General features: G+C 64.8%; 20 protein-coding genes. 4 read left to right on the forward strand and 16 right to left on the reverse strand.

Annotation, left to right across the window (positions count from 1 at the left end):
- Positions 1–124 precede the first annotated feature (124 nt).
- From QUV11_RS09255 to gatC, 6 genes are all read right to left on the reverse strand, one after another.
- Complete coding sequence (locus QUV11_RS09255) at positions 125–1,387, reverse strand: HD-GYP domain-containing protein (RefSeq protein ID WP_300881917.1); 1,263 nt, start codon at positions 1,385–1,387, stop codon at positions 125–127.
- A 191-nt stretch (positions 1,388–1,578) separates the two neighbouring features.
- Positions 1,579–3,081, reverse strand: a complete 1,503-nt coding sequence (gene gatB / locus QUV11_RS09260; RefSeq protein ID WP_300881920.1) for an Asp-tRNA(Asn)/Glu-tRNA(Gln) amidotransferase subunit GatB — start codon at positions 3,079–3,081, stop codon at positions 1,579–1,581.
- Positions 3,078–3,494, reverse strand: a complete 417-nt coding sequence (locus QUV11_RS09265; RefSeq protein ID WP_300881922.1) for a type II toxin-antitoxin system VapC family toxin — start codon at positions 3,492–3,494, stop codon at positions 3,078–3,080. The genes gatB and QUV11_RS09265 overlap by 4 nt, the downstream gene beginning before the upstream one ends.
- Positions 3,491–3,790 carry an AbrB/MazE/SpoVT family DNA-binding domain-containing protein gene (locus QUV11_RS09270; protein WP_300881924.1) on the reverse strand — a complete coding sequence of 100 codons (300 nt, stop codon included), beginning with the start codon at positions 3,788–3,790 and terminating at the stop codon, positions 3,491–3,493. Before QUV11_RS09270 ends, QUV11_RS09265 begins: the two co-directional genes overlap by 4 nt.
- Before the next feature lie 66 nt (positions 3,791–3,856).
- A complete protein-coding gene (gene gatA / locus QUV11_RS09275) occupies positions 3,857–5,341 on the reverse strand; it encodes an Asp-tRNA(Asn)/Glu-tRNA(Gln) amidotransferase subunit GatA (RefSeq protein ID WP_300881926.1) in 1,485 nt (494 codons plus the stop codon).
- Positions 5,342–5,343: 2 nt separating this feature from the next.
- A complete protein-coding gene (gatC, locus tag QUV11_RS09280) occupies positions 5,344–5,631 on the reverse strand; it encodes an Asp-tRNA(Asn)/Glu-tRNA(Gln) amidotransferase subunit GatC (RefSeq protein WP_300881928.1) in 288 nt (95 codons plus the stop codon).
- A gap of 171 nt (positions 5,632–5,802) precedes the next feature.
- Here gatC and QUV11_RS09285 point away from each other — a divergent pair, with 171 nt between their 5' ends.
- Entirely contained in the window at positions 5,803–6,915 is a 1,113-nt protein-coding gene (locus tag QUV11_RS09285; protein ID WP_300881930.1) for a DUF3089 domain-containing protein, read from the forward strand.
- Complete coding sequence (gene ruvX, locus QUV11_RS09290; protein WP_300882110.1) at positions 6,912–7,370, forward strand: Holliday junction resolvase RuvX; 459 nt, start codon at positions 6,912–6,914, stop codon at positions 7,368–7,370. The genes QUV11_RS09285 and ruvX overlap by 4 nt, the downstream gene beginning before the upstream one ends.
- A gap of 36 nt (positions 7,371–7,406) precedes the next feature.
- On the opposite strand, the gene QUV11_RS09295 is transcribed toward ruvX, so the two are convergent.
- The 5 genes from QUV11_RS09295 to QUV11_RS09315 all read right to left on the reverse strand — a co-directional run bounded on the left by QUV11_RS09295 (position 7,407) and on the right by QUV11_RS09315 (position 13,540).
- Entirely contained in the window at positions 7,407–7,685 is a 279-nt protein-coding gene (locus QUV11_RS09295; protein ID WP_300881932.1) for an NADH dehydrogenase ubiquinone Fe-S protein 4, read from the reverse strand.
- 228 nt (positions 7,686–7,913) lie between these two features.
- Positions 7,914–10,355, reverse strand: a complete 2,442-nt coding sequence (gene hrpB, locus QUV11_RS09300; protein WP_300881934.1) for an ATP-dependent helicase HrpB — start codon at positions 10,353–10,355, stop codon at positions 7,914–7,916.
- 158 nt (positions 10,356–10,513) lie between these two features.
- Positions 10,514–11,920: an MATE family efflux transporter gene (locus QUV11_RS09305; RefSeq protein WP_300881936.1), complete on the reverse strand. Its 1,407-nt coding sequence runs from the start codon at positions 11,918–11,920 to the stop codon at positions 10,514–10,516.
- Between the two features lie 213 nt (positions 11,921–12,133).
- Positions 12,134–12,418, reverse strand: coding sequence for a hypothetical protein (locus QUV11_RS09310; protein ID WP_300881938.1), 285 nt, complete (start codon positions 12,416–12,418; stop codon positions 12,134–12,136).
- A 93-nt stretch (positions 12,419–12,511) separates the two neighbouring features.
- Positions 12,512–13,540: a polyprenyl synthetase family protein gene (locus tag QUV11_RS09315; protein ID WP_300881940.1), complete on the reverse strand. Its 1,029-nt coding sequence runs from the start codon at positions 13,538–13,540 to the stop codon at positions 12,512–12,514.
- 105 nt (positions 13,541–13,645) lie between these two features.
- Between QUV11_RS09315 and QUV11_RS09320 the strand changes: the two genes are divergently transcribed.
- Positions 13,646–13,933, forward strand: coding sequence for a chorismate mutase (locus tag QUV11_RS09320; RefSeq protein WP_300881942.1), 288 nt, complete (start codon positions 13,646–13,648; stop codon positions 13,931–13,933).
- Positions 13,934–14,092: 159 nt separating this feature from the next.
- Here the strand turns inward: QUV11_RS09320 and QUV11_RS09325 are convergent, their stop codons facing one another.
- From QUV11_RS09325 to QUV11_RS09345, 5 genes are all read right to left on the reverse strand, one after another.
- Positions 14,093–15,412 (reverse strand): sensor histidine kinase, encoded by a 1,320-nt coding sequence (locus tag QUV11_RS09325; RefSeq protein ID WP_300882112.1) that lies wholly within the window; start codon positions 15,410–15,412, stop codon positions 14,093–14,095.
- A gap of 64 nt (positions 15,413–15,476) precedes the next feature.
- Entirely contained in the window at positions 15,477–16,154 is a 678-nt protein-coding gene (locus QUV11_RS09330; RefSeq protein WP_300881944.1) for a response regulator transcription factor, read from the reverse strand.
- Between the two features lie 124 nt (positions 16,155–16,278).
- Positions 16,279–16,599, reverse strand: a complete 321-nt coding sequence (locus QUV11_RS09335; RefSeq protein WP_300881946.1) for a PepSY domain-containing protein — start codon at positions 16,597–16,599, stop codon at positions 16,279–16,281.
- 197 nt (positions 16,600–16,796) lie between these two features.
- On the reverse strand, positions 16,797–17,528 hold the full coding sequence (locus QUV11_RS09340; RefSeq protein WP_300881948.1) for an SIMPL domain-containing protein: 732 nt from the start codon (positions 17,526–17,528) through the stop codon (positions 16,797–16,799).
- 176 nt (positions 17,529–17,704) lie between these two features.
- Positions 17,705–18,604, reverse strand: coding sequence for a D-amino-acid transaminase (locus tag QUV11_RS09345; RefSeq protein WP_300882114.1), 900 nt, complete (start codon positions 18,602–18,604; stop codon positions 17,705–17,707).
- A 71-nt stretch (positions 18,605–18,675) separates the two neighbouring features.
- On the opposite strand from QUV11_RS09345, the gene QUV11_RS09350 reads away from it, so the two are divergent.
- On the forward strand, positions 18,676–20,496 hold the full coding sequence (locus QUV11_RS09350; RefSeq protein ID WP_300881950.1) for an ABC-F family ATP-binding cassette domain-containing protein: 1,821 nt from the start codon (positions 18,676–18,678) through the stop codon (positions 20,494–20,496).
- Positions 20,497–20,634: the final 138 nt, after the last annotated feature.

A 20,634-nucleotide genomic window follows, 5' to 3' on the forward strand; every position in this document is an offset into this window, starting at 1 on the left:
ATGGTGGAGGCTCCGCCTTTGTCCCACCCGCACCTGACGCCAGTGTCGTGCTAATTTCCGGAGCATGGGACGCAATACGCCCCGGCAACCGAAGCGCGGCCCTTAACGGCGATTCCTCGTCCGGTCAAGCCGCAGCGGAGCGTGGCATCGACTGAGACAGGATCGCATGGCGCATTCCTTCCCAATTGTCGAAATGCCAGAACTCCGGCCGCTCGGTGCCCAGGATCTGGACGCCCTGATCCGGAGTGATGGTGATTTCCTCCGGCTCGAGCTCCTGCAGCCGCGAGGTGCAGTAGAACGGAAGCACTCTGACGCCGGTGGGATCTTCGGTGCAGTTGTCCACCACCAAGGCCAGCCGGTGGTCGTTGAGGCGTACCAGGCCGCCGGCGGGATACAGCCCCATGCTGTTGATGAAGACCTGCATCAGCCGCTCGTCGAAATGGCCCTTCCATTGCAGCATCCGGGCAAGCGCGGTGCAGGGTGTCCAGGGATCCTTGTACGGCCGGTTTGAGGTGACCGCGTCGTAGACGTCGCAGATCGCCCCCATCCGCGCCGCGAGGCTGATCTCGTTGCCCTGCAGGCCGAACGGATAGCCGGAGCCATCGATCTTTTCGTGATGGTGCAGGCACACATCGCGCGCGATGTCCGGTATGTCCGGATTGTCGCCGATCAGCGCATGGCCCCGCACCGGATGGCTGCGGATCGTGATCAGCTCGTCATCGGTCAGTCGCTCGACCTTGTCGAGGATGATCTGCGGCACGGCCATCTTGCCCAGATCATGCAGCAGCCCGGCCACCCCCATCGAGCGGATGGTACTTTCGTCCAGATCGAGCTTGCAGGCAAAGTTGATCATCAAGGTGCACACCGCGACCGAGTGCATATAGGTGTACTCGTCCTTGTTCTTCAGCCGGACAAGGTTGGTCAGCGCCTTGTTGTTGCGCTCGACCGAATCGCGGATCTCGTCGATCAGCGGCAGGATCTCGGGCACCTTGAGCGCCTGGCCCAGGCGCGCGGCCTCGAACATTGCGCCGACCTTCTTTTTCGATTTCTCGACGATTTTGGCCGCGCGGCGCGTTTCCTGACGAAAGCTGGTCGGGCGCGGCGCATGGCTGGCAGGCGTATAACGGCCGGTAACCGGAGGCAGGCGCGGCGGGAGCGCACTGGCTGGCGCAAGCACCGGCACCGCGGGCGCTGCAGACTGGGGCGCAGATCCCAGCGCGACATCGACAATCACCGCGGACACTTTGCTCTCGCGGATCTTGATGGCATCGGCCTCCTCGGTGAGAAGGAACTTTTTGCGCCAGAACGGATGGTCAAACCACGAGCCGACAAAGCCCTGGACGAACATCCCCGTTTCAACCTCGGCCGGTTTGATATGTTTCAGCAACAGCCCGCTTCCTGCTCATGACCAAGCACGGGGTTATTGCAACACGCACCCTTTTTCACAGATGCCCCCCGGCGTTCTATCCCTTGTTCGAGACACCGGTATCAGGCAAATTTGTTAACGCGGGGTAACTGCCGATAAGCCGTCAGATAATGTTACAAAATGGCACTGTCCTGCGGGCTAGCGGACTGCAATCAGTTAAGGGCTTTCTTCAGCAGCTCGTTAACCATCTGCGGGTTGGCCTTGCCCTGCATCGCCTTCATCGTCTGCCCGACGAAGAAGCCGAACAGAGCCTCCTTGCCACCGCGATACTGTTCCACCTTGTCGGCATTGTCGGCCAAGACCTTGGCGATGGCAGCATCGATCGCGCCGGTGTCCGACGTCTGCTTGAGGCCGCGCGCCTCGACGATGGCGCCTGCCCCCTCCCCGGTCTCGAGCATGATCTCAAAAACCTGCTTGGCGATGGTGCCCGAGATCGTGCCATCGGCAACCAGAGCGATCAGCTCAGCGCCCGCCGCCGGGGTGACCGGACTGTCGTCGATCGTCTTGCCCGTGCGATTCAGCGCGCCGTAGAGTTCGGACAGCAGCCAGTTGGCCGCAGCCTTGGCGACCTCGGTTTCCGGCTTGCCCTGCGCCTTGACGCATTCGGCGAGCAACGCTTCGAACCAGCGCGCGGTCTCTGCCTCGGCGGTCAGCACCGCAGCGTTGTAGGCGGACAAGCCCAGTTCGCTTTCATAGCGCTTCCGCTTGGCATCGGGGAGCTCCGGCAGCGATGCCTTGCAGCTTTCCACAAACGCCTCGTCCAGCTCGAGCGGGAGCAGGTCAGGATCGGGGAAGTAGCGATAATCGTGCGCGTCTTCCTTCGACCGCATCGAACGGGTCTCGTTCTTGTCGGGATCGTACAGCCGAGTTTCCTGGACGATCGTCCCGCCGCTTTCCAGCACATCGACCTGGCGATTCGCCTCGTGCTCGATCGTCGCCATGACATAGCGCACCGAATTGACGTTCTTGGTCTCGGTGCGGGTGCCGAATTCGTCGCCGGGCTTGCGCACCGAGACGTTGACGTCGGCGCGCATCGAGCCTTCTTCCATGTTGCCGTCGCACGAGCCGACATAGCGCAGGATCGAGCGCAGCTTCTTCAGATACGCCCCGGCCTCGGCGGGCGAGCGCATGTCGGGCCGCGAGACGATCTCCATCAGCGCGACGCCGCAGCGGTTGAGATCGACATAGGACATCGTGGGATGCTGATCGTGCATCAGCTTGCCCGCGTCCTGCTCGAGATGCAGCCGCTCGATGCCGATCGTCTTGGTGTGCGCGTCGGGGTTCTTTTCGTCGAGACTGATCTCGATCCCGCCCTCGCCCACGATCGGATGATAGAGCTGGCTGATCTGATAGCCCTGCGGCAGATCGGCATAGAAATAGTTCTTGCGATCGAACCGCGAATAGCGGTTGATCTGGGCGTTCAACGCCATGCCCGTACGCACCGCCTGGCGGACGCATTCGCCATTGAGCACCGGCAGCATGCCCGGCATCGCGGCATCGACGAGGCTCACCTGCGCATTGGGCTCCGCCCCGAAGGTGGTCGACGCGCCCGAGAACAATTTGGCGTGGCTGGTGACCTGGGCGTGCACCTCAAGCCCGATCACGACCTCCCACTCACCGGTGGCGCCCTGGATACGATAGGTTGATTCGGTCATGCTGATTCCGCTTCGGGTGTTATGAGAGGAACGGTGGGAAAATAGCTGCGATAGAACCGCGGATCGCGGGTCAGCACAGTGGCATTGAGCGCCTGAGCGTGTCCCCCGATCAGAAAATCGGCCAGGATGGATTTGGCACCCTCGCGCCTGCGTTGTCGGTAAGCACGAAAAGCGCGGCCTGCGAGAAAGGCCGCATCGGCGTCGATCGACTCGATTGTCACATCGATGCGCTCCATTTCGCGGCGAAAGGCTTCGAGCGTTGCCATTCCAGGCGCCGCTTCTGCAATGACGACCTCGTTGATCGCGACATCATGCTCGGCAGACAGCTGGACGATCTGTTCGATCGACCAGTCGCTCCATCTGGGATCGTTTTCGATGATGTCGATGATGATATTGGAATCGATCAGGATCACGGCTCCCAATCACCCCGCAGATCGCGCATGATATCATCTGTCGCTCTGCCGCTCGCGTATTTGCCGCGCAAGGCTTCCAGCCCGAGCCTGATGCGGGCCTTGCGCTGATCTGGCGTTTCGGCGGGCTGTGGAACGGGCGGCAGGATGACCGTCTCGCCCCGATCATTGATGCCCACCCGCACCGGGCCATTCGGCACCAGGCCATTGCGATCGCGCAGGGCCTTTGGGATCAATACCTGACCCTTGCTCGTCATGTTGACCAGCGTTTCGTGCTCGATTTTGCTGTGAGCGTTCATTGTGGGCCTCCGGTGTTACCCAAGGTAACACCTCTTTTCCAGCGGTTCAACTAGCGTTGCGTTTGGTCACCACCATTGTTGCGGGCGCGCGGTAAACCCTGCGCGTTCTTCAATTGCCAGACCTGCATTCAGCACGCCCTGCTCGTCCATCGGCTTGCCGATGATCTGCAGGCCAAGCGGCAGGCCCTGGCTGTCGAGACCCCCGGGCACCGACATCGCGGGCAGGCCCGCGAGCGAAGCTGGCACCGCGAACACGTCGTTGAGATACATCGCGATCGGATCGTCCGATTCCTGGCCCAGCGCGAAGGCGGCGCTCGGCGCGGTCGGCGCGAGCAATACATCGCACTTTTCCCACACGGCTTCGAAATCCCGCGCGATCAGGGTGCGGACCTTTTGCGCCTGGGTGTAATAGGCATCATAGAAGCCGGCGGACAGCACATAGGTGCCGATCAGGATGCGGCGCTTGACCTCTCCCCCGAAGCCTGCGGCGCGGGTGGCGGCATACATGTCCTGCAGCCCCGCGCCATCGGGCAGGTTGCGCTGGCCATAGCGCACGCCGTCATAGCGCGCGAGGTTGGACGAGGCTTCGGCCGGGGCGATGATGTAATAGGCCGGCAGGGCGTGACGGGTGTGCGGCAGCGAGACATCGACGATCTCGGCGCCCGCGTCGCGCAGCCACGCGATGCCCTGGTCCCAAACGGCAGCCACTTCGGCGTCCATCCCGTCGAGGCGATATTCCTTGGGAATACCGACGCGCTTGCCCTTGAGATTGCTCGACAAACCGGCTTCCCACTGCGGCACGGGCAGATCAAGCGAGGTCGAATCCTTAGGATCGAAGCCGCTCATCGCTTCCAGCATGATCGCGCAGTCGCGCACGTCGCGCGCCATCGGGCCGGCCTGATCGAGCGACGAGGCGAAGGCGATCACGCCCCAGCGCGAGCAGCGGCCATAGGTCGGCTTGATGCCGCTGATCCCGGTGAACGCGGCGGGCTGGCGGATCGATCCGCCGGTATCGGTGCCGGTCGCCGCCGGACACAGCCGCGCCGAGACCGCCGCCGCGCTGCCGCCAGACGAACCGCCGGGGGCGAGCGCGGCACTGCCGCCATCGTTGCGCCGCCAGGGCGAGATCACATTGCCGAACGCGCTGGTCTCGTTCGACGATCCCATCGCGAACTGGTCCATGTTGAGCTTGCCGAGCATGCCGGCGCCCGCGTCCCACAATTTCTGGCTGACCGTCGATTCATAGGTCGGCTTGAAGCCGTTGAGGATTTCGCTCGCCGAGCGCGCTTCCACGCCGACGGTGCAGAACAGATCCTTCATGCCGATCGGCACCCCGGCCATGATCGGCAGGTCCTCGCCGGCGGCGCGCTTGGTGTCGATCGCATCGGCAGCAGCCAGCGCGTGGTCGGGCGTGTCGATCAGAAACGCATTGAGCGCCTTGGCTTCGGCGACGCGTGCGTTGAAGGCGCTCGCCACGTCGCGTGCGCTGAAGGTCCCGGCGCGCACGCCGTTGCGGATGTCGGCGATGCCGAGGTCGGTCAGGTCGGTCATGTTTATTCGATCACTTTCGGGACGCCGAAGAAGCCGTGCTCGGCGGCGGGCGCATTGGCCAGCACCTTGTCGCGGATGTTGCCGTCGGTGACGACATCGTCGCGCAGGCGCAACGTGTTGGGGATGACGGCGGTCATCGGCTCTACGCCGGTCACGTCGACCTCGGCCAATTGCTCCACCCAGCCCAATATGCCGTTGAATTCGGGGACCATGGCCTCGATCTCGGCGTCGGTCATCGCGATCCGGGCGAGGCTGGCGATTTTTTTCACGGTTTTGCTATCTACTGACATGGCTAAAGCGGCTAGCACCGCCCCGCCCGGCCATCAAGCGGGCAAATGCTGCGCCAGCACGAACAATTGTGGCGTCAAACACTGCTGGCGGTGTTCACAACCCGCACCTATATGCGCGCATTCACAGGGTGCGTCGGCGGACGGCCCCTGCCTGCCGTTCGGAGAGTGTTTTTGGCCCGCAAGTTTCTGTATGTGATCGCGACGATCATCTTCCTGCTCGTCGCAGCCTTTGCGATCTACCGATTGTTCCCGCAGCAGATTTTCGCCGCCGCGTTTGTGCCGTCGACCGAATTCGTCAAACCCGAGGCGGTCGAAACCAGCGCCTATGCCGACGAGGCCATGTGGTTCTCGCGGCCCGAAATCACCGGCAGCGCCAACCCGTCGCTGTGGACACCCGAGGGGTTCGAGCCGACCACCGACCCCAAGGTGGCGGTGTTCTACATCCACCCCACCTCCTACATGAAGCGCAATTACTGGAATGCTCCGCTGGGCGACAAGGAATCGCAGGACCGCGCACGCATTTTCCTGCGCAGCCAGGCCAGCGTTTTCAACGGCATCGGCCAGATCTGGGCACCCCGCTACCGCCAGGCCGCGATCGGCGCGTTCCTGACCCAGAAGCCCGAAGCACAAATGGCGTTCGATGCGGCCTATTCCGATGTGCTTGCCGCGTTCGATGAATTCCTGCTCGAGATCCCCGATGACATGCCGATCATCATAGCTGGGCACAGCCAGGGCGCGCTGCATCTGACGACGCTGATGCGCCAGCGCGTCGTGACCCGCCCGCTCGCCGACCGGATCGTTGCCGCTTATGTCATCGGCTGGCCAGTCTCGCTGACCACCGATCTGCTCGCGCTGGGTCTGCCGGGGTGCGCCGATCCTGACCAGGCCAACTGCCTGCTCGCCTGGCAAAGCTTCGGCGAACCGGCAGAACCCGGGCTGATCCTTTCGGTCTACGATGTCAGCGTGGGCTTTGATGGCGAACTGCGCGGAACTTCGCCGATGCTGTGCGTCAATCCGATCACCGGCGTGATGGGCGATGAGGCTGCTGCAGACCAGAACCTGGGCACGCTTGTTCCCAATGACGAACTGACCGATGGTGTCATCACCCCGAGCCTGGTGCCGGCACGCTGCGATGATCGCGGGCTGCTGCTGCTGGGCGGGGAGCCCAAGATGGGCAATTACGTGCTGCCCGGCAACAACTACCACGTGTATGACTACCCCCTGTTCTGGGCGAACATTCGCGCGGACGCCGAGCGGAGGGTCGCAGCATTTCTGGCGCGCTGATCACGACCAAGCCCGCGGAATTTCGTGAGGCATTGCCTGAATACGGGCGGCTGATCGGGCTCGATGTCGGCAGCAAGACCATCGGCACGGCGTTCTGCGATGCCGGCTGGAGCTTTGCCACCGCCGCCAAGACGATCAAGCGCGCCAAGTTCGGCAAGGACAAGGCGGCGATCGAGCAGCTGGTCAGCGAGCAGCACATCGTCGGGCTGGTCATCGGCCTGCCGCTCAACATGGACAGTTCGGACAGCCCGCAAACCCAGAGCGTTCGGGCCTTCGCACGCAACATCGCGGTGCTGGGACTGCCGATCCTGCTGCAGGACGAACGCTGGTCGACTCAAGCAGTCGAACGCGCGCTGATCGATGCCGATGTCAGCCGCGCCAAGCGCGCCGAGCGAGTCGACTCGGCGGCTGCAGCGTTCATCCTGCAAGGCGCGATCGACGCGATGGTGGGCTGAAGGGGCCGCTTGGAGGCCAGCCCTCAGCGCAGAAAATCAGCGAAAATTATCGGCATAAGCCTGAATCTTCAGGCGGCGTGGAGGTGTCTGCTCGATGCGCGCTTCGATGCCGTATTTGTCGGCATAGGCCTTGGCGGCCGCCAGATCTGGGAAGCGCAGGTTGACCTGCTGCTGGGTATCGCCCGAGCCCGCCCATCCGGTCAGCGGATCGGGCTTCTTCGCCTCGGCAGGCTCGAACTCGAGCACCCACAAATCGGTAAGCGCGCGGCCCGACTGCATCGCGTTCTTGGGGCGCTGATAGATTCGTGCGGCCATTGGTCTTCGTCCTGGGAAAGATTGCTACGCCGTGCCCATGCTACAGCGGGGGCGCTCGGGTCAAGGCTGGTGTGGATGGTTCAGGGATCTCTCCCCTTTAGGAGAGAGATACGCAGGCTTGGCAGCTTGCTGCCTCGTCGAAGTTGAGAGTGGCAGCAGATCACACGGAATGTCGCTTAACTGCCCCTCTCCCAACCCTCTCCCCTGAAGGGGAGAGGGCTTTTCAGATCAAATTGCCTGCCGCTTCTTTGTCGCCAGACTAGCCTGCGCCTCCCAGGGGGCGTCGGGCCAGTGGTGGCGAGGGTAGCGGCCGCGCATGTCCTTGGCGACATCGCGCCAGCTGCCGCGCCAGAAGCCGGGCAGATCGCGCGTGGTCTGGATCGGGCGGCCGGCGGGCGAAGTCAGCGACAGCACCAACGGAATGCGGTCGCGCCCGACCGCCGGGTGCTTGTCGAGGCCATAGAGCGCCTGCACCCGCAGTTCGACCGTCGGCCCGGCGGTGGCGGAATAGTCGATGGCGTGGCGGGTACCAGCGGGGCTGGCGAACTCGGGCGGCGCGATCCGGTCGATCGTCGGCGCCGCATCCCAGCCCAGCCGGTTCTGCAGCGCCGTGTGCAGGTGCCCCGGCGTTGCCGCTGCCAGCGATCGGTGCCCGGCAAGCAGCGGGGCGAGCCAGTCGTCGAGCATATCGAGCAGGTCCGCATCGTCCAGCGCGGTCACCCCGGCAAATCGCGCACGCTGGCGCAACGCCTGCGCCTTGTCGCCCCAATGCAGCAGGTCGAGGCCATGCTCGCGCACCCCTTCGATCAACGCGGCGCACAGTGCATCGGGGGAAGGCGAAGGGTCGGGCCCGCTCGTCAGCCGGATCGCGCCCAGCCTGCGTTCGAGCCGGGCTTCGGCGCGGCGTTCGGCGAGCGCAAAGCTGCAGCGGCTGACCCGCTCGATTCGCGCCGCCAGATGCGTTTCGACATCGGCCACGTCGAGCGCCATCGCGCTGAGGACGCGCGCGTCGGCGGCCTTGCCCTGCACCTCGCCGATCGCCAGCCACTGTGCGGTGATCAATGACGACGTGGAATCGAGCCGGAAGCTGCGCCCGCCCGCGCTCGCCCAAGCCTCGCCCGATCCGTCGCGGCGCTTGGCCACCCGGTCGGGATAAGCGAGCGCGAGCAGGATCGCGGGCGGAAGATCGGCAGGCCGGGCGTTACCCACCTGCCGCTGCGCCAGCGTCGCCCAGCGCTCGGCGAGCTTGCGCGACTTGCGCGCGCGCTCGCTGCGGTCGGAGCGCCAGCGCATCAGCCGCGCGTCGAGATCCTCGCCCTGCCCGCCCAGCCCGCGCTCCTGCAACAGCAGGGCGATTTCGGCTGCGAGCATCGCGACACCGGCGCGCGCGCCGCACAGCAGCATGTGCGCCAGATGCGGCGGCAGCGGCAGCGCCGCGATCGCGCGGCCATTCGGCGTGATCGCGCCGCTACCATCCACCGCGTCGAGTGCCTGCAGCCGCTTGCGCGCTTCGGCGAGCAAAGGCGCAGGCGGCGGATCGAGCCAGCGCAACCGCAGCGGATCGCTCTCTCCCCAGGCGGCGCATTGCAGCACCAATGGGGCCAGATCGCTGTCGAGGATCTCGGGCGGATCGAAGCGCGGTAGTCCGCCGGTCGCGGCTTCCTCCCACAGCCGATAGGCGACGCCCGGCCCCTGGCGCGCGGCGCGGCCCGCGCGCTGGGTGGCGGCGGCCTGGCTGGCGCGTTCGGTCACCAGCCGACTGGTCGCGGCGAGCGGATCATAGCGCGCGCGCCGCGCCATGCCGCTATCGACGACGATGCGGACGCCATCGATGGTCAGGCTGGTCTCGGCGATGCTGGTGGCGAGGATGACCTTGCGGCGGCCCTCGGGATCACGGCGGATCGCGGCGCGCTGCTCGGGCGGGGTCAAAGTGCCGTGCAGCGGGAGCACCGCGATGGCATCGCCCAGGTTCGCCAGCCGTTCCTGAGTCCGCGCGATCTCGGCGACTCCGGGCAGGAAGGCGAGGACGTCGCCCTGCTCCTCGCGCAGCGCGGTGCGGATCGCCTGCGCCATCGCATCCTCGAGCCGCTGTTCGCCGCGCCGCCCCAGATAGCGCAAATCGAGCGGGTGCGAGCGGCCTTCGCTCTCGATCACCGGCGCATCGCCCATCAGGGTCGAAAACCGCGCGCCATCAAGCGTCGCCGACATCGCGAGCAGGCGCAGGTCCGGCCGGAACGCGCCTTGCGCCTCGAGCGCCAGCGCGAGCCCGAAGTCGCTGTCGAGGCTGCGCTCGTGGACCTCGTCAAACAGCACTGCCGACACCCCCGCGAGTTCCGGGTCGGTCTGGATGCGGTTGACGAAAATCCCCTCGGTCAGCACCAGCACCCGCGTCGCCAGGCTGCTCTTGCTGTCCATCCGGGTGGCGTAACCGATGGTCTGCCCGACGCTTTCGCCCGCCAGCTCCGCCATCCGTTCGGCCGCCGCGCGCGCGGCAAGGCGGCGCGGGGAGAGCAGCAGGATCTGCCCGGTGCACCAGGGCTGATCGAGCAGCGCAGGGGCGACAGAGGTGGTCTTGCCCGCGCCGGGAGGGGCGACGAGGACAGCATTAGGGCTGGTCGCGAGCGCGGATATCAGATCGAGCAGAACTGCGTGAATGGGAAGCACCGTCATGCTAGCTGCCCTCACCGCGTTCCCGAGCCCCTCGGCTGGCTGGCAAGCCAGCCGCTCGGGATAAACTTCCCGGCCATGCCGGGAAGTCGAGGGACCTTCCGCAACCCTCGCGCATGCGTCCCTCGACTTCGCTCGGGAACGCGGTGAGGTTGGATGGCCTAGCCATAAACCCCCAGCCCCAGGCGCTGGCGCATCATCCAGCGCGAGACAACCAGCACCGACACCACTGCAAGCCCCGCTGCAAGGCCGACCCATACCCCTATGCCGTCCCAGCCCAGGTTGAAGGCGAAGAACCACGCGGTCCCCATGCCGACCACCCAATATCCGAACGCGGCAAACAGCATCGGCCAGCGGGTATCCTGCAATCCGCGGAGCACCCCTGCCCCCACCGCCTGCACGGCATCGACCAATTGGAAGATCGCGGCGACGACGATGAAGCTCAGCGCGAGCTGGAACGCCACCGCGGCGGTCTTGTCCGCCGGATCGATGAACAGCCCGACGAGGAAGTTTGGAAACGCGGTCATGATCGCCGACATCGCACACGCCGCGATCACCCCAAGCCCCAAAGCCGCCCAGCCCGCACGACCCGCTGCAACGGCATCGCGCGCACCATGGTGCAACCCGACCCGGACCGTCGCCGCCTGCGAGATGCTGAACGGCACCATGAACGCGAACGAGGCGATCTGGATCGCGACCGCATGCGCCGCGAGCGAATCGCGGCTGATCAGCCCCATCAGGAAGGCTGCTGCGCTGAAAATCGCGACCTCGAAGGCAAAGGTGATCGCGATCGGCAGGCCGAGCTGGAAAAGCCCGGTGTACCGCGGCCAATCCGGCACCCAGAACCGCCCGAAAAGCCGGTAGCGGCGGAACGGCCGTACCGTGGTCACCACCAGCGCCATAACGATGAACAAGGTGCAGTTGGCGATCAGATTGGCATAGGCCGCACCCATCAGCCCCATTTCGGGGAATCCGAGATTGCCGAACACCAGCGCCCAGCAGGCGACCAGATTGACCGCGACGCCGCACAAAGTGACGATGACGCCCCAGATCGGGCGCTCAAGCGCGGAGACATACATCCGCAGCACGAACTGCAGCAGCCAGGGCAAAAGACCCCACATCGCGACGCGCATGAATTGCCCGGCGTCGCGCGACAGATCGGGCTGCTGGCCCATCAGCAGAAACAAGGCTTCGGCCTGCCACAGCACCACCCAGATCGGCACACAGGCGGTCAGCGCCACCCAGAAGCCCTGCCGCACGGTGCGGCGGATATCGCGAACCGAATGCGCGCGGCGTCCGCGCTCGGCCGCGATCATCGGCGAGGCCGCGGTCATCAGCCCCATGCCGAAGGTGCCGCACGCGAAATACAGGTTCACCGCCAGCGCCGCTGCCGCCAGCGCCTGCACGCTGTAGCGGCCCAGAATGATCACCTCGGTGGTGTGGATCGCCATCTGCGCGAGGTTGCCCAGCACCAGGGGACCTGCGAGCCAGAGCAGCGCACGGATTTCGATCCGCAAGGAAGCGGGGCGGGCATCGCCAGGAAGGGAAGTGGCTGAAAGCGCCGTCATGATTGACTACCTACACCAGCCGCGCGGTGACAGGCTTGGTCGTGTGTGTTGGGAATGAATTTTGGCCAAGGAATTTGCTGTGTTTGACCGCTCAGCGCAGAACAGGGCCTTAGCGCAAGTGGTTGCGCTGCTTCTGCCAGTAAAAGCCCGCCACCATTGCTGCTACGGCGACGACATTGCCAACAATGGCCATTGCAAGGAATACCGACTGGGTCATGGCACGAATTTCTCACATCTTCGAAGGATTTGCAACTGATCGCCCACCAGCGTCTGCGCTTGCGCAGGGCTAAGGGCCGGGTTCAACGCTTCGTCAGCGACAATCATATACGCCTGCTGGCAAATGGTTGCCTGACGGCTGGAGGCATTGCCATCGCCAGCGCCGAAATACCCGATTATCGCGGCACCGATTATGCCGACAAGGCCGGTCACCGCGCCTGCCAATGCAACCGGATTCCAGGGGTTGCGGTCTGTCCGGTTTAACTCAAGCAAACGCCGCAATTCATCCGCTTCGCTGCGAAGCCGTTCGAACTCGTTTTCCAGAACCTCCAGCTCCGACCTCGTTGGAGGTCTTGCTTACGGTTCGGTCACTGCTCAATAGCCTCTTGCGATCGCAAACTCGACCGTTTCGATCAGCGCCGCCTTGGCCTTGCCGTTGGGGAAGCCGGCGATGGCATCGATGGCGCGCTGGCCGAAGTGGCGGGCGCGGTCGAGTGTCAGGTCGATCGCGTTATGGCGGCGCAGCAGATCGGTCGCGTGGGCGAGATCCTCGTCCGATGTCCGGTGACCGATGATCGCAGCCTCCCAGAACTTGCGCTCTTCGGGCGTGCCGTGCGCATAGGCCAGGATCACCGGCAAGGTCACCTTGCCGTCGCGGAAGTCGTCACCGACATCCTTGCCCATCTTGGCCGCGTCCGAGACGTAATCGATCGCGTCGTCGACCAGCTGGAAGGCGATGCCGAGGTTGCGTCCATAGGCATCGAGCGCGAGCTCGTCGGCCTCGTTGCGCTCTGCCACCACCGCCGAAATCCGGCAGGCAGCCGCGAACAACGCCGCGGTCTTCGCGCCGATGATCGCCAGATAGCGCTCTTCGCTGGTCTCGATCTGACGCTGCGCGGTGAGCTGGTCGACCTCGCCCTCGGCGATGATCGCGGACGCACCCGAAAGAATCTTCAGCACCTTAAGCGAGCCGTCCTCGACCATCAGTTCGAACGAGCGGCTGAACAGGAAATCGCCGACCAGCACCGTGGCCGGGTTGCCGAAGATCAGATTGGCGGCCTTCTTGCCGCGGCGCATGTCCGACCCGTCGACGACATCGTCGTGCAGGAGGGTCGCGGTGTGGATGAACTCGACGGCCGCCGCCAATTTGTAATGGCGGGTGCCGGGATAATCGAGCAACCGCGCGCAGGCCAATGTCAGCATCGGCCGCATGCGCTTGCCGCCGCCTGCGATCAGATGCCCGGCAAGTTCGGGAATCAACGGGATCTTGGACTGCATGCGGTCCAGAATCACGCTGTTTACCGAATGCAGATCGTGCGCGACCAGCTCCATGATCGGGTCCAGGCTGGGAGCTGCGGCAGGCGCGCTGCCGGGGCGGCCGATCGGGTGGATAGTCGCTGTCATGGGTTGCGATGTGGCAATCCGCATGGCTTAAGGCAAGCGCAAAGCGCAGCGGTCACATGATACGCCGCGTGATTCTGGTCCCGTAGCTGACAAGGCACTACCGTTATGGCGCACGATCCCGTCCTGGCCGCTTTCCGGCAGAGCATCGACAACATCGATGCGGCTCTGATCTTCATGCTCGCCGAACGCTTCAAGATCACCAAGGCGGTGGGCGAATACAAGGCCAAGACCGCATTGCCGCCCGCCGACCCCGGCCGCGAGGAACAACAGATCGCGCGGATGAAGCGGCTCGCGGTCGACGCCGATCTCGACCCTGATTTTTCGGAAAAGTTTCTGCGCTTCGTGATCGACGAGGTGATCCGGCATCATGAGCAGATCCGGGATGCCGGGTGAGATAGCCTTCAAAATCCTCCCCCGGGACGGGGAGGTGGCAGCCCGCAGGGCTGACGGAGGGGAAGCGGCCAGACGCAACTTTGGTAGGGCGGCACAACCCCGCCTCCCCTCCACCACTGCTTGGTCCCCCTCCCCGTTCCGGGGAGGAATTTGAATGCCCTACCCCGCCCGCGGCAGCCTCAACCGCACCAGCAGCCCGCCCAGATCCTCGCTCTCGTCGAGCTCGACCAGCCCGCCGTAAATCTCGGCGACATCGCGCACGATGGCGAGCCCCAGCCCCGTGCCCGGCTTGCCGGTATCCAGCCTGGCGCCGCGATCGAAGATGCGCACGCGTTCGCTGTCCGGGATGCCGGTGCCGTCGTCCTCGATCCAGATATCGACCAGCTTCGGGTCCACAGACCCGGGCGGGTCGATGGTGACGAACACACTTCCGCCGCCGTATTTGCCCGCATTCTCGACCAGGTTGCCGAGCATTTCTTCCAGGTCCTGCCGCTCGATCGCGACCATTGCGGTCTTGCTGCCATCCAGGTCGCAGCGGACGTGCGGATAGAGCCGCGATACCGCGCGCTCCACCGCCTGCGCGCTTTCCCAGACATTGGCACGGGCGAGCGCCTGTCCGCGCCGGCCGACCGCGCGGGCGCGGGCGAGATGGTGGTCGACCTGGCGGCGCATCACCGCGGCCTCGCGGATCACGGTATCGGCAAGGTCATCGGCGCGCGCGGTCGCGCTGTTCATCACCACGGTGAGCGGGGTCTTGAGCGCATGGGCGAGGTTGCCGGCATGCCGCCGCGCCTCCTCGGCCTGCTTCTCGTTGTGCTCGAGCAGCGCGTTCAATTCCTCGACCATCGGCATCACCTCGATCGGCATCGGATCGCGCACCCGGTCCATCTTCCCGGTGCGCATCGCCTGGATCGCCTCGCGCACCTTGCGCAAGGGCCACAGGCCATACAGCGTCTGCAGCCCGGCCAGAATGATCAGCCCCAGCGCCAGCAATGCGAAGCTGTAAGTCAACGTCTGGCGAAGCTGGCGGATCTGCAGATCCATCGCTTCACGCGACTGCGCCACCATGAAGCGCCACCGCACCTTCGATCCGGGCAGATAGATCGACTGTTCGATGATCCGCAGTTCGCCATCGGTGAACTGCTCGCTGTTGTAGATATGCGGCTGCGAATCGCTGTGGTCGGTCTCGATCGTGAGCGCCCGGTCCCATAAAGAGCGCGAGGTGAAATCGGCATGCCCCCTGCCGCTGATCTGCCAGTAAAGCCCGCTGTTGGGCTCGAGGAACCTCTGGTCGCCCAAAGGCCGGTTGAAGAAGACCTCGCCATCTGGCCCGATTTCCGCCGACGAGATCATCGCGGTCAGCACGTATTCGAGCTGGTCGTCGAAGCTGGTGGTGACGGTGTTGGTCAGAATGCGATCAAGCGCCAGCCCGCCGCCGAGCAGCAGCACGAAAATCCACGCCGCCGCGATGCCGATCATCCGGCGGCTGAGCGATCCGGTGTTGGGCAACGGTGCCGCGGGCGCGGCCGATACCGGGTCGGGATCAGCCGTCGGCACGCTCTGCCGGGTCTTCAAGGCTGTAGCCAAGCCCGCGGATCGTGGTGATCACGTCCGAGCCCAGCTTCTTGCGGATGCGCGTGACGAACACCTCGATGGTGTTGGAATCGCGGTCGAAATCCTGGTCGTAGATATGCTCGATCAGTTCGGTGCGGCTGATGACCTTGCCCTTGTGGTGGAGCAGGTACGACAGCAACTTGTATTCCTGCGCGGTGAGCTTCACCGGCTCGCCGTTCAGCGAAACCTTGCCCGAGCGCGTGTCGAGCCGGACATCGCCTGCGGTCAGCTCGCTCGAGGCGTTGCCCGATGCACGGCGGATCAGCGCGCGCAGCCGGGCGATCAGCTCTTCGGTCTGGAAAGGCTTGGCGAGATAATCATCGGCGCCGGCGTCGAGGCCTGCGACCTTGTCCGACCAGCTGTCGCGCGCGGTCAGGACCAGCACCGGGAAGGTGCGGCCCTCCTTGCGCCACATGCCGAGCACAGTGAGACCGTCGATCTCGGGAAGGCCAAGGTCGAGGATGACCGCGTCATAGTCCTCGGTCGAGCCCATGAAATGGCCGTCCTCGCCATCGACCGACAGATCGACGGCATAGCCGGTGGCCTCCAGCGTGGACTTGAGCTGTTTGCCAAGGGTCGGTTCATCCTCGACGATCAGAACGCGCATCGGCTACTCCTGCAAAATGGTCGGGGAAGCGGCAAGGCGGGTGCCGGGGCTTCCGTGAAAGGGTGCATATTGGCCAAAACGCGCGTGGTGACAAGTTGGCGGACGGAAAAGAAGACGGTACCGATCAACCCGTCTGGCGCAGAATGGCTCCCGTCCGCGCATCGACATCGACAAAGATAACCCGCCCGCTGTCGAGAAATTTGAGCCGGTAGACCTGCGATCCGGCGTCATATTCGGGGCCGAGATACTGCATCCCGCGCATCTTGGGGAGAATGCGTCCCTCGATTTCGCGCAGGGATTTGACCTGGCCGGCCATGAACTGTTCGCGCGCCTCGCTCTGTTCGCCGCGACGCTTGCCGTCGAGCGCGTCCGCATGCGGCGCGCCCGCCACCAGCAGGGCAGCGCTCAGGGCCAGACCCGGTAGCCAGAAAGAGAACAGTGTCATGCCGACCGCATTATCCCCCGATCATTGAATAACCGCTGAATAAGGCGCTAACGTCTTCTTCAAGCTTTGGCCAGAGCCACGCCGTTGCTTAATGCTCGCCCCCGTCATTCCCGCAATGGCGGGAATCCCGCTTCGGCAATGGTAGCGCCAAAGCGGGACCCCCGCTTTCGCGGGGATGACGAGGTTCAGCTGAGCAATTATCGTGTCATCTGATAGGTGACGTTGACCGTGACGCTGGTGCCCACCTGCCCGCCTTCGATCGGCGGCGCTGCGGCCACGGACTGCACCGATGTGCGCTTCATGTCGGCCATGCCCATCGGCGAGACATTGGAGGTGAATTCCGACACCGCGAGCAGCTGGACCCCGGTAAACCCGATGCGCCGCGCATAATCCACCGCCTGCGCCTGGGCGCGTTGCATCGCCTTGTCGCGCGCCTCGCGCTGCGCCGTGCTGTCATCGTCGATGCTGAAATTGGGACCCGAAATGTTGTTCGCACCCTTCGACACCACCGCATCGAGGATCGCGCCCAGCCGTTTCATGTCGCGGACCTTGACCGTTACCTGGTTGGTGACCTGATAGCCGATGAAGCGCGGCTGGCGGCCATCATTGCCGTATTCGTAATCGGCATTGAGGTTGATGCCCGATGTCTGGATATCCTCGCGCTTGATCCCCAAAGCAACGATCTGCGCGATCACCTTTTCCATCTCGGCCGAATTTGCGCGCAGCGCTTCCTGCGCGGTGGGCGCCTTGCTGGTGACGCCAGTGCTGAAGGTCGCGGTGTCGGGCGCGCCCAGCACCGTCTCGGTCACGCTCAGTTCGACCACCGGATTGGCGGCGGTTGGCGTCACGTCGACGGCGGCAAGCGCGGGGCCAGCTGCGAGGGTGGCGAGAAAGGCGAGCGGCAAGGCACGGGCGAAGGTCTTAGTCATATGTGGAGTCTCCAAGTGGCAGAAGTTCCTGTTTTCCGGCGCACGCCGGAATCCAGAGGCGATATAGCACCGCAGCCGCCCCTGGATTCCGGCGTTCGCCGGGGAACCGTGGCGATGCGCCTGCGAAGGTGTCATTCAACTGAACGGAGACGTCAGCCGATTGACAATCCCGCACCTCATTTCGGTCCGCAGGCCTGCTCGATATAGGCCGAGCGCAGCGCCATCGTTTCAATGCCGGGAAGACCGTCGCCCACCTTGAGCCCGTCGATCTCGACCACCGGCATCACGAACAGCGAGGCCGATGTCACGAACGCTTCTGCTGCGCCCTGCGCTTCGGCGATGGTGAACCGCCGTTCCTCGACGGTTATTCCGCTTTTGTGCGCGATCTCGATCAGGCTCAACCGGGTGACGCCGGGCAGGATGTGATGCCCCAGATCGCGCGTGACGAGATGGCCCTGACGCGTGATGATGCACGCATTCTGCGACGTCCCCTCGGTGATCACATCACCATCGACCAGCCAGACATCGTCGACGCCCGCCGCCTTGGCCTCCATCTTCATCATGCTGGCATAGAGCAACTGCACGGTCTTGATATCGCGCCTGCCCCAGCGCCGGTCGGGCCGGGTGATGATCCGCATGCCACGGTCCGCCATCGGATTGGCGACCAGTGACCGCGCCTGGGTGAAGGCGAACACCGTGGGCGGGGTGCCGGGCGCAGGGAACAGGAAATCGCGATCCGCCGCGCCCCGGCTGATCTGGATGTATATCGTGCCTTCGATCAGATGGTTGCGCTCGATCAGTGTCGCCAGAATATCGTCCCAGCCGGTCGCGGCAACATCATGGGCGATGGCCATCTCGGCCAGTGAGCGTTCGAGCCGCGCCAGATGCGCCTGCTTGTCGATAATCCGCCGATCGAGCACCGAGCAGACCTCGTACACTGCATCGGCAAACATCAGTCCGCGATCGAAGATCGAAACCGTCGCATCGCCCTCGGCGACATAGCTTCCGTTGAGATAGACCGTGCGCACTATCGACCCCCATAATGGCTTGCCACCGTCTTGCGACGCGGCGGCCATAGCGGTCAAGCCGCTTGTCGCTGGGCGAGCCAGGGATTGCGCCGCGCCGCCTGCCCGCCTAAGTGCGCGCCATGTCCACACCCCCTGTATTGTCGTATGAAGACCTTGGCCTGAACCAGGGCACCGGCTGGCTGTTCCGCGATATCAGCATGCACATCGGCCCGCGCGATCGGTTGGCGCTGATCGGGCGCAATGGCGCAGGCAAGACCACGATGCTGCGGCTGATCGCGGGCGATATCGAGGCCGACCGCGGCACCCGCACGATCCAGCCGGGCGTCCGCTGCGTCATGCTGGCGCAGGATCCCGACTTCAAGGGCTTCGAGACGCTGAACGACTGGGCGCTGGCAGGCGACGATGCGCCGCCCGCGCACGAGGTCGCCGCCATCGCCGACCAGCTCGGCATCGACCTGTCGCGCGAGGCGGCGACCGCGAGTGGCGGCGAACGGCGCCGCGCCGCGATCTGCCGCGCGTTGGCCAGCGATCCCGATGTGCTGCTGCTCGACGAGCCGACCAACCATCTCGACCTGGCCGCGATCGACTGGCTCGAGAACTGGCTGAGCCGCTACACCGGCGCCTTCGTCGTGATCAGCCATGACCGGACCTTCCTCGAGCGGCTGACCAAGCAGACCCTGTGGCTCGACCGCGGCAACCTGCGCCGGCTCGAGATCGGCTTTGGCGGCTATGAGGCGTGGATGGAGCAGGTCTATGCCGAAGAGGCGCGCGCTGCCGACAAGATGGACGCCAAGCTCAAGATCGAAGCGCACTGGCTCGAGCGCGGGGTTACCGCGCGCCGCAAACGCAACCAGGGCCGGCTCGCCAAGCTCTGGGAAATGCGCGCAGCCCGCGCCGCGATGCTCGGCCCGCAGGGCACCGCCAAGCTGAAGGCGGTGAGCGACGACAGCAAGACCAAGTCGGTGATCGTCGCCGAGCGGGTGTTCAAGACCTTTGGCGAGGGCGAGGACGCGCGCACGATCATCAAGGACTTTTCGCTCAGGGTGCAGCGTGGCGACCGCATCGGCATCGTCGGCGCGAACGGCGCGGGCAAGACCACCTTGATCCGGCTGCTGACCGGCGAACTCGAACCCGACAGCGGCAAGATCACGCTCGCCAAGACATTGGACGGGGTGATCATCGACCAGCAGCGCAAACTGATGTCGCCCGAAAAGCGGGTGCGCGACGTGCTCGCCGAGGGCGGCGACTGGATCGACGTGCGCGGGGTGCGCAAGCATATCCACGGCTATCTCAAGGAATTCCTGTTCGACCCGGGGCTGGTCGAAGCGCGCATCGGCACGCTGTCGGGTGGCGAGCGTTCGCGGCTGCTGCTGGCGCGCGAGTTCGCCCGCGCGTCGAACCTGCTGGTGCTCGATGAGCCGACCAACGATCTCGACCTTGAAACGCTCGACCTGTTGCAGGAGGTGATCGCCGATTATGACGGCACCGTGCTGATCGTCAGCCACGATCGCGACTTCCTCGACCGCACCGTCACCGTGACCTTGGGGCTCGACGGTTCGGGCGTGGTCGATGTCGTCGCGGGAGGCTATGCCGACTGGGAGGCCAAGCGCAAGCAACGCACCGCCGACTGGGTCAAATCGAACCGCAGCAAGGCGGATGCCGCCGCTGCTGCCGCAGCGTCGGTCCCCAAGCCGGTCTCGCAGAAGGTCAAATTGAGCTACAAGGACCAGCGCGATTTCGACACCCTGCCCGAGCGCATCGAGGCAATCGAGGCAGCGATCGCGCGCGACGAAGCGGCTTTGTCCGACCCGGAACTATACACCCGCGATCCGGCGAAGTTCGCCGCGCTGACCAAGGCGATCGAACAGGCGCGCGAGGAGAAGGATGCGGCGGAAATGCGCTGGCTCGATCTGGCGGAGCAGGTCGAGGCGATGGGGTAACGCCTGCAGCTCGACCTCAATCTCTACGCGCTACCCGGTCCCCTGCGCAGGCAGGGGCCCATCTCCGAACAGTCCCCCTTACAAAACGACCGGTGCATCTGACGCGCCAGCAGGAGATGGGCCCCTGCCTGCGCAGGG

Origin of the sequence: Blastomonas sp. (assembly GCF_030373265.1) — a bacterium.
Lineage (GTDB): Bacteria > Pseudomonadota > Alphaproteobacteria > Sphingomonadales > Sphingomonadaceae > Blastomonas.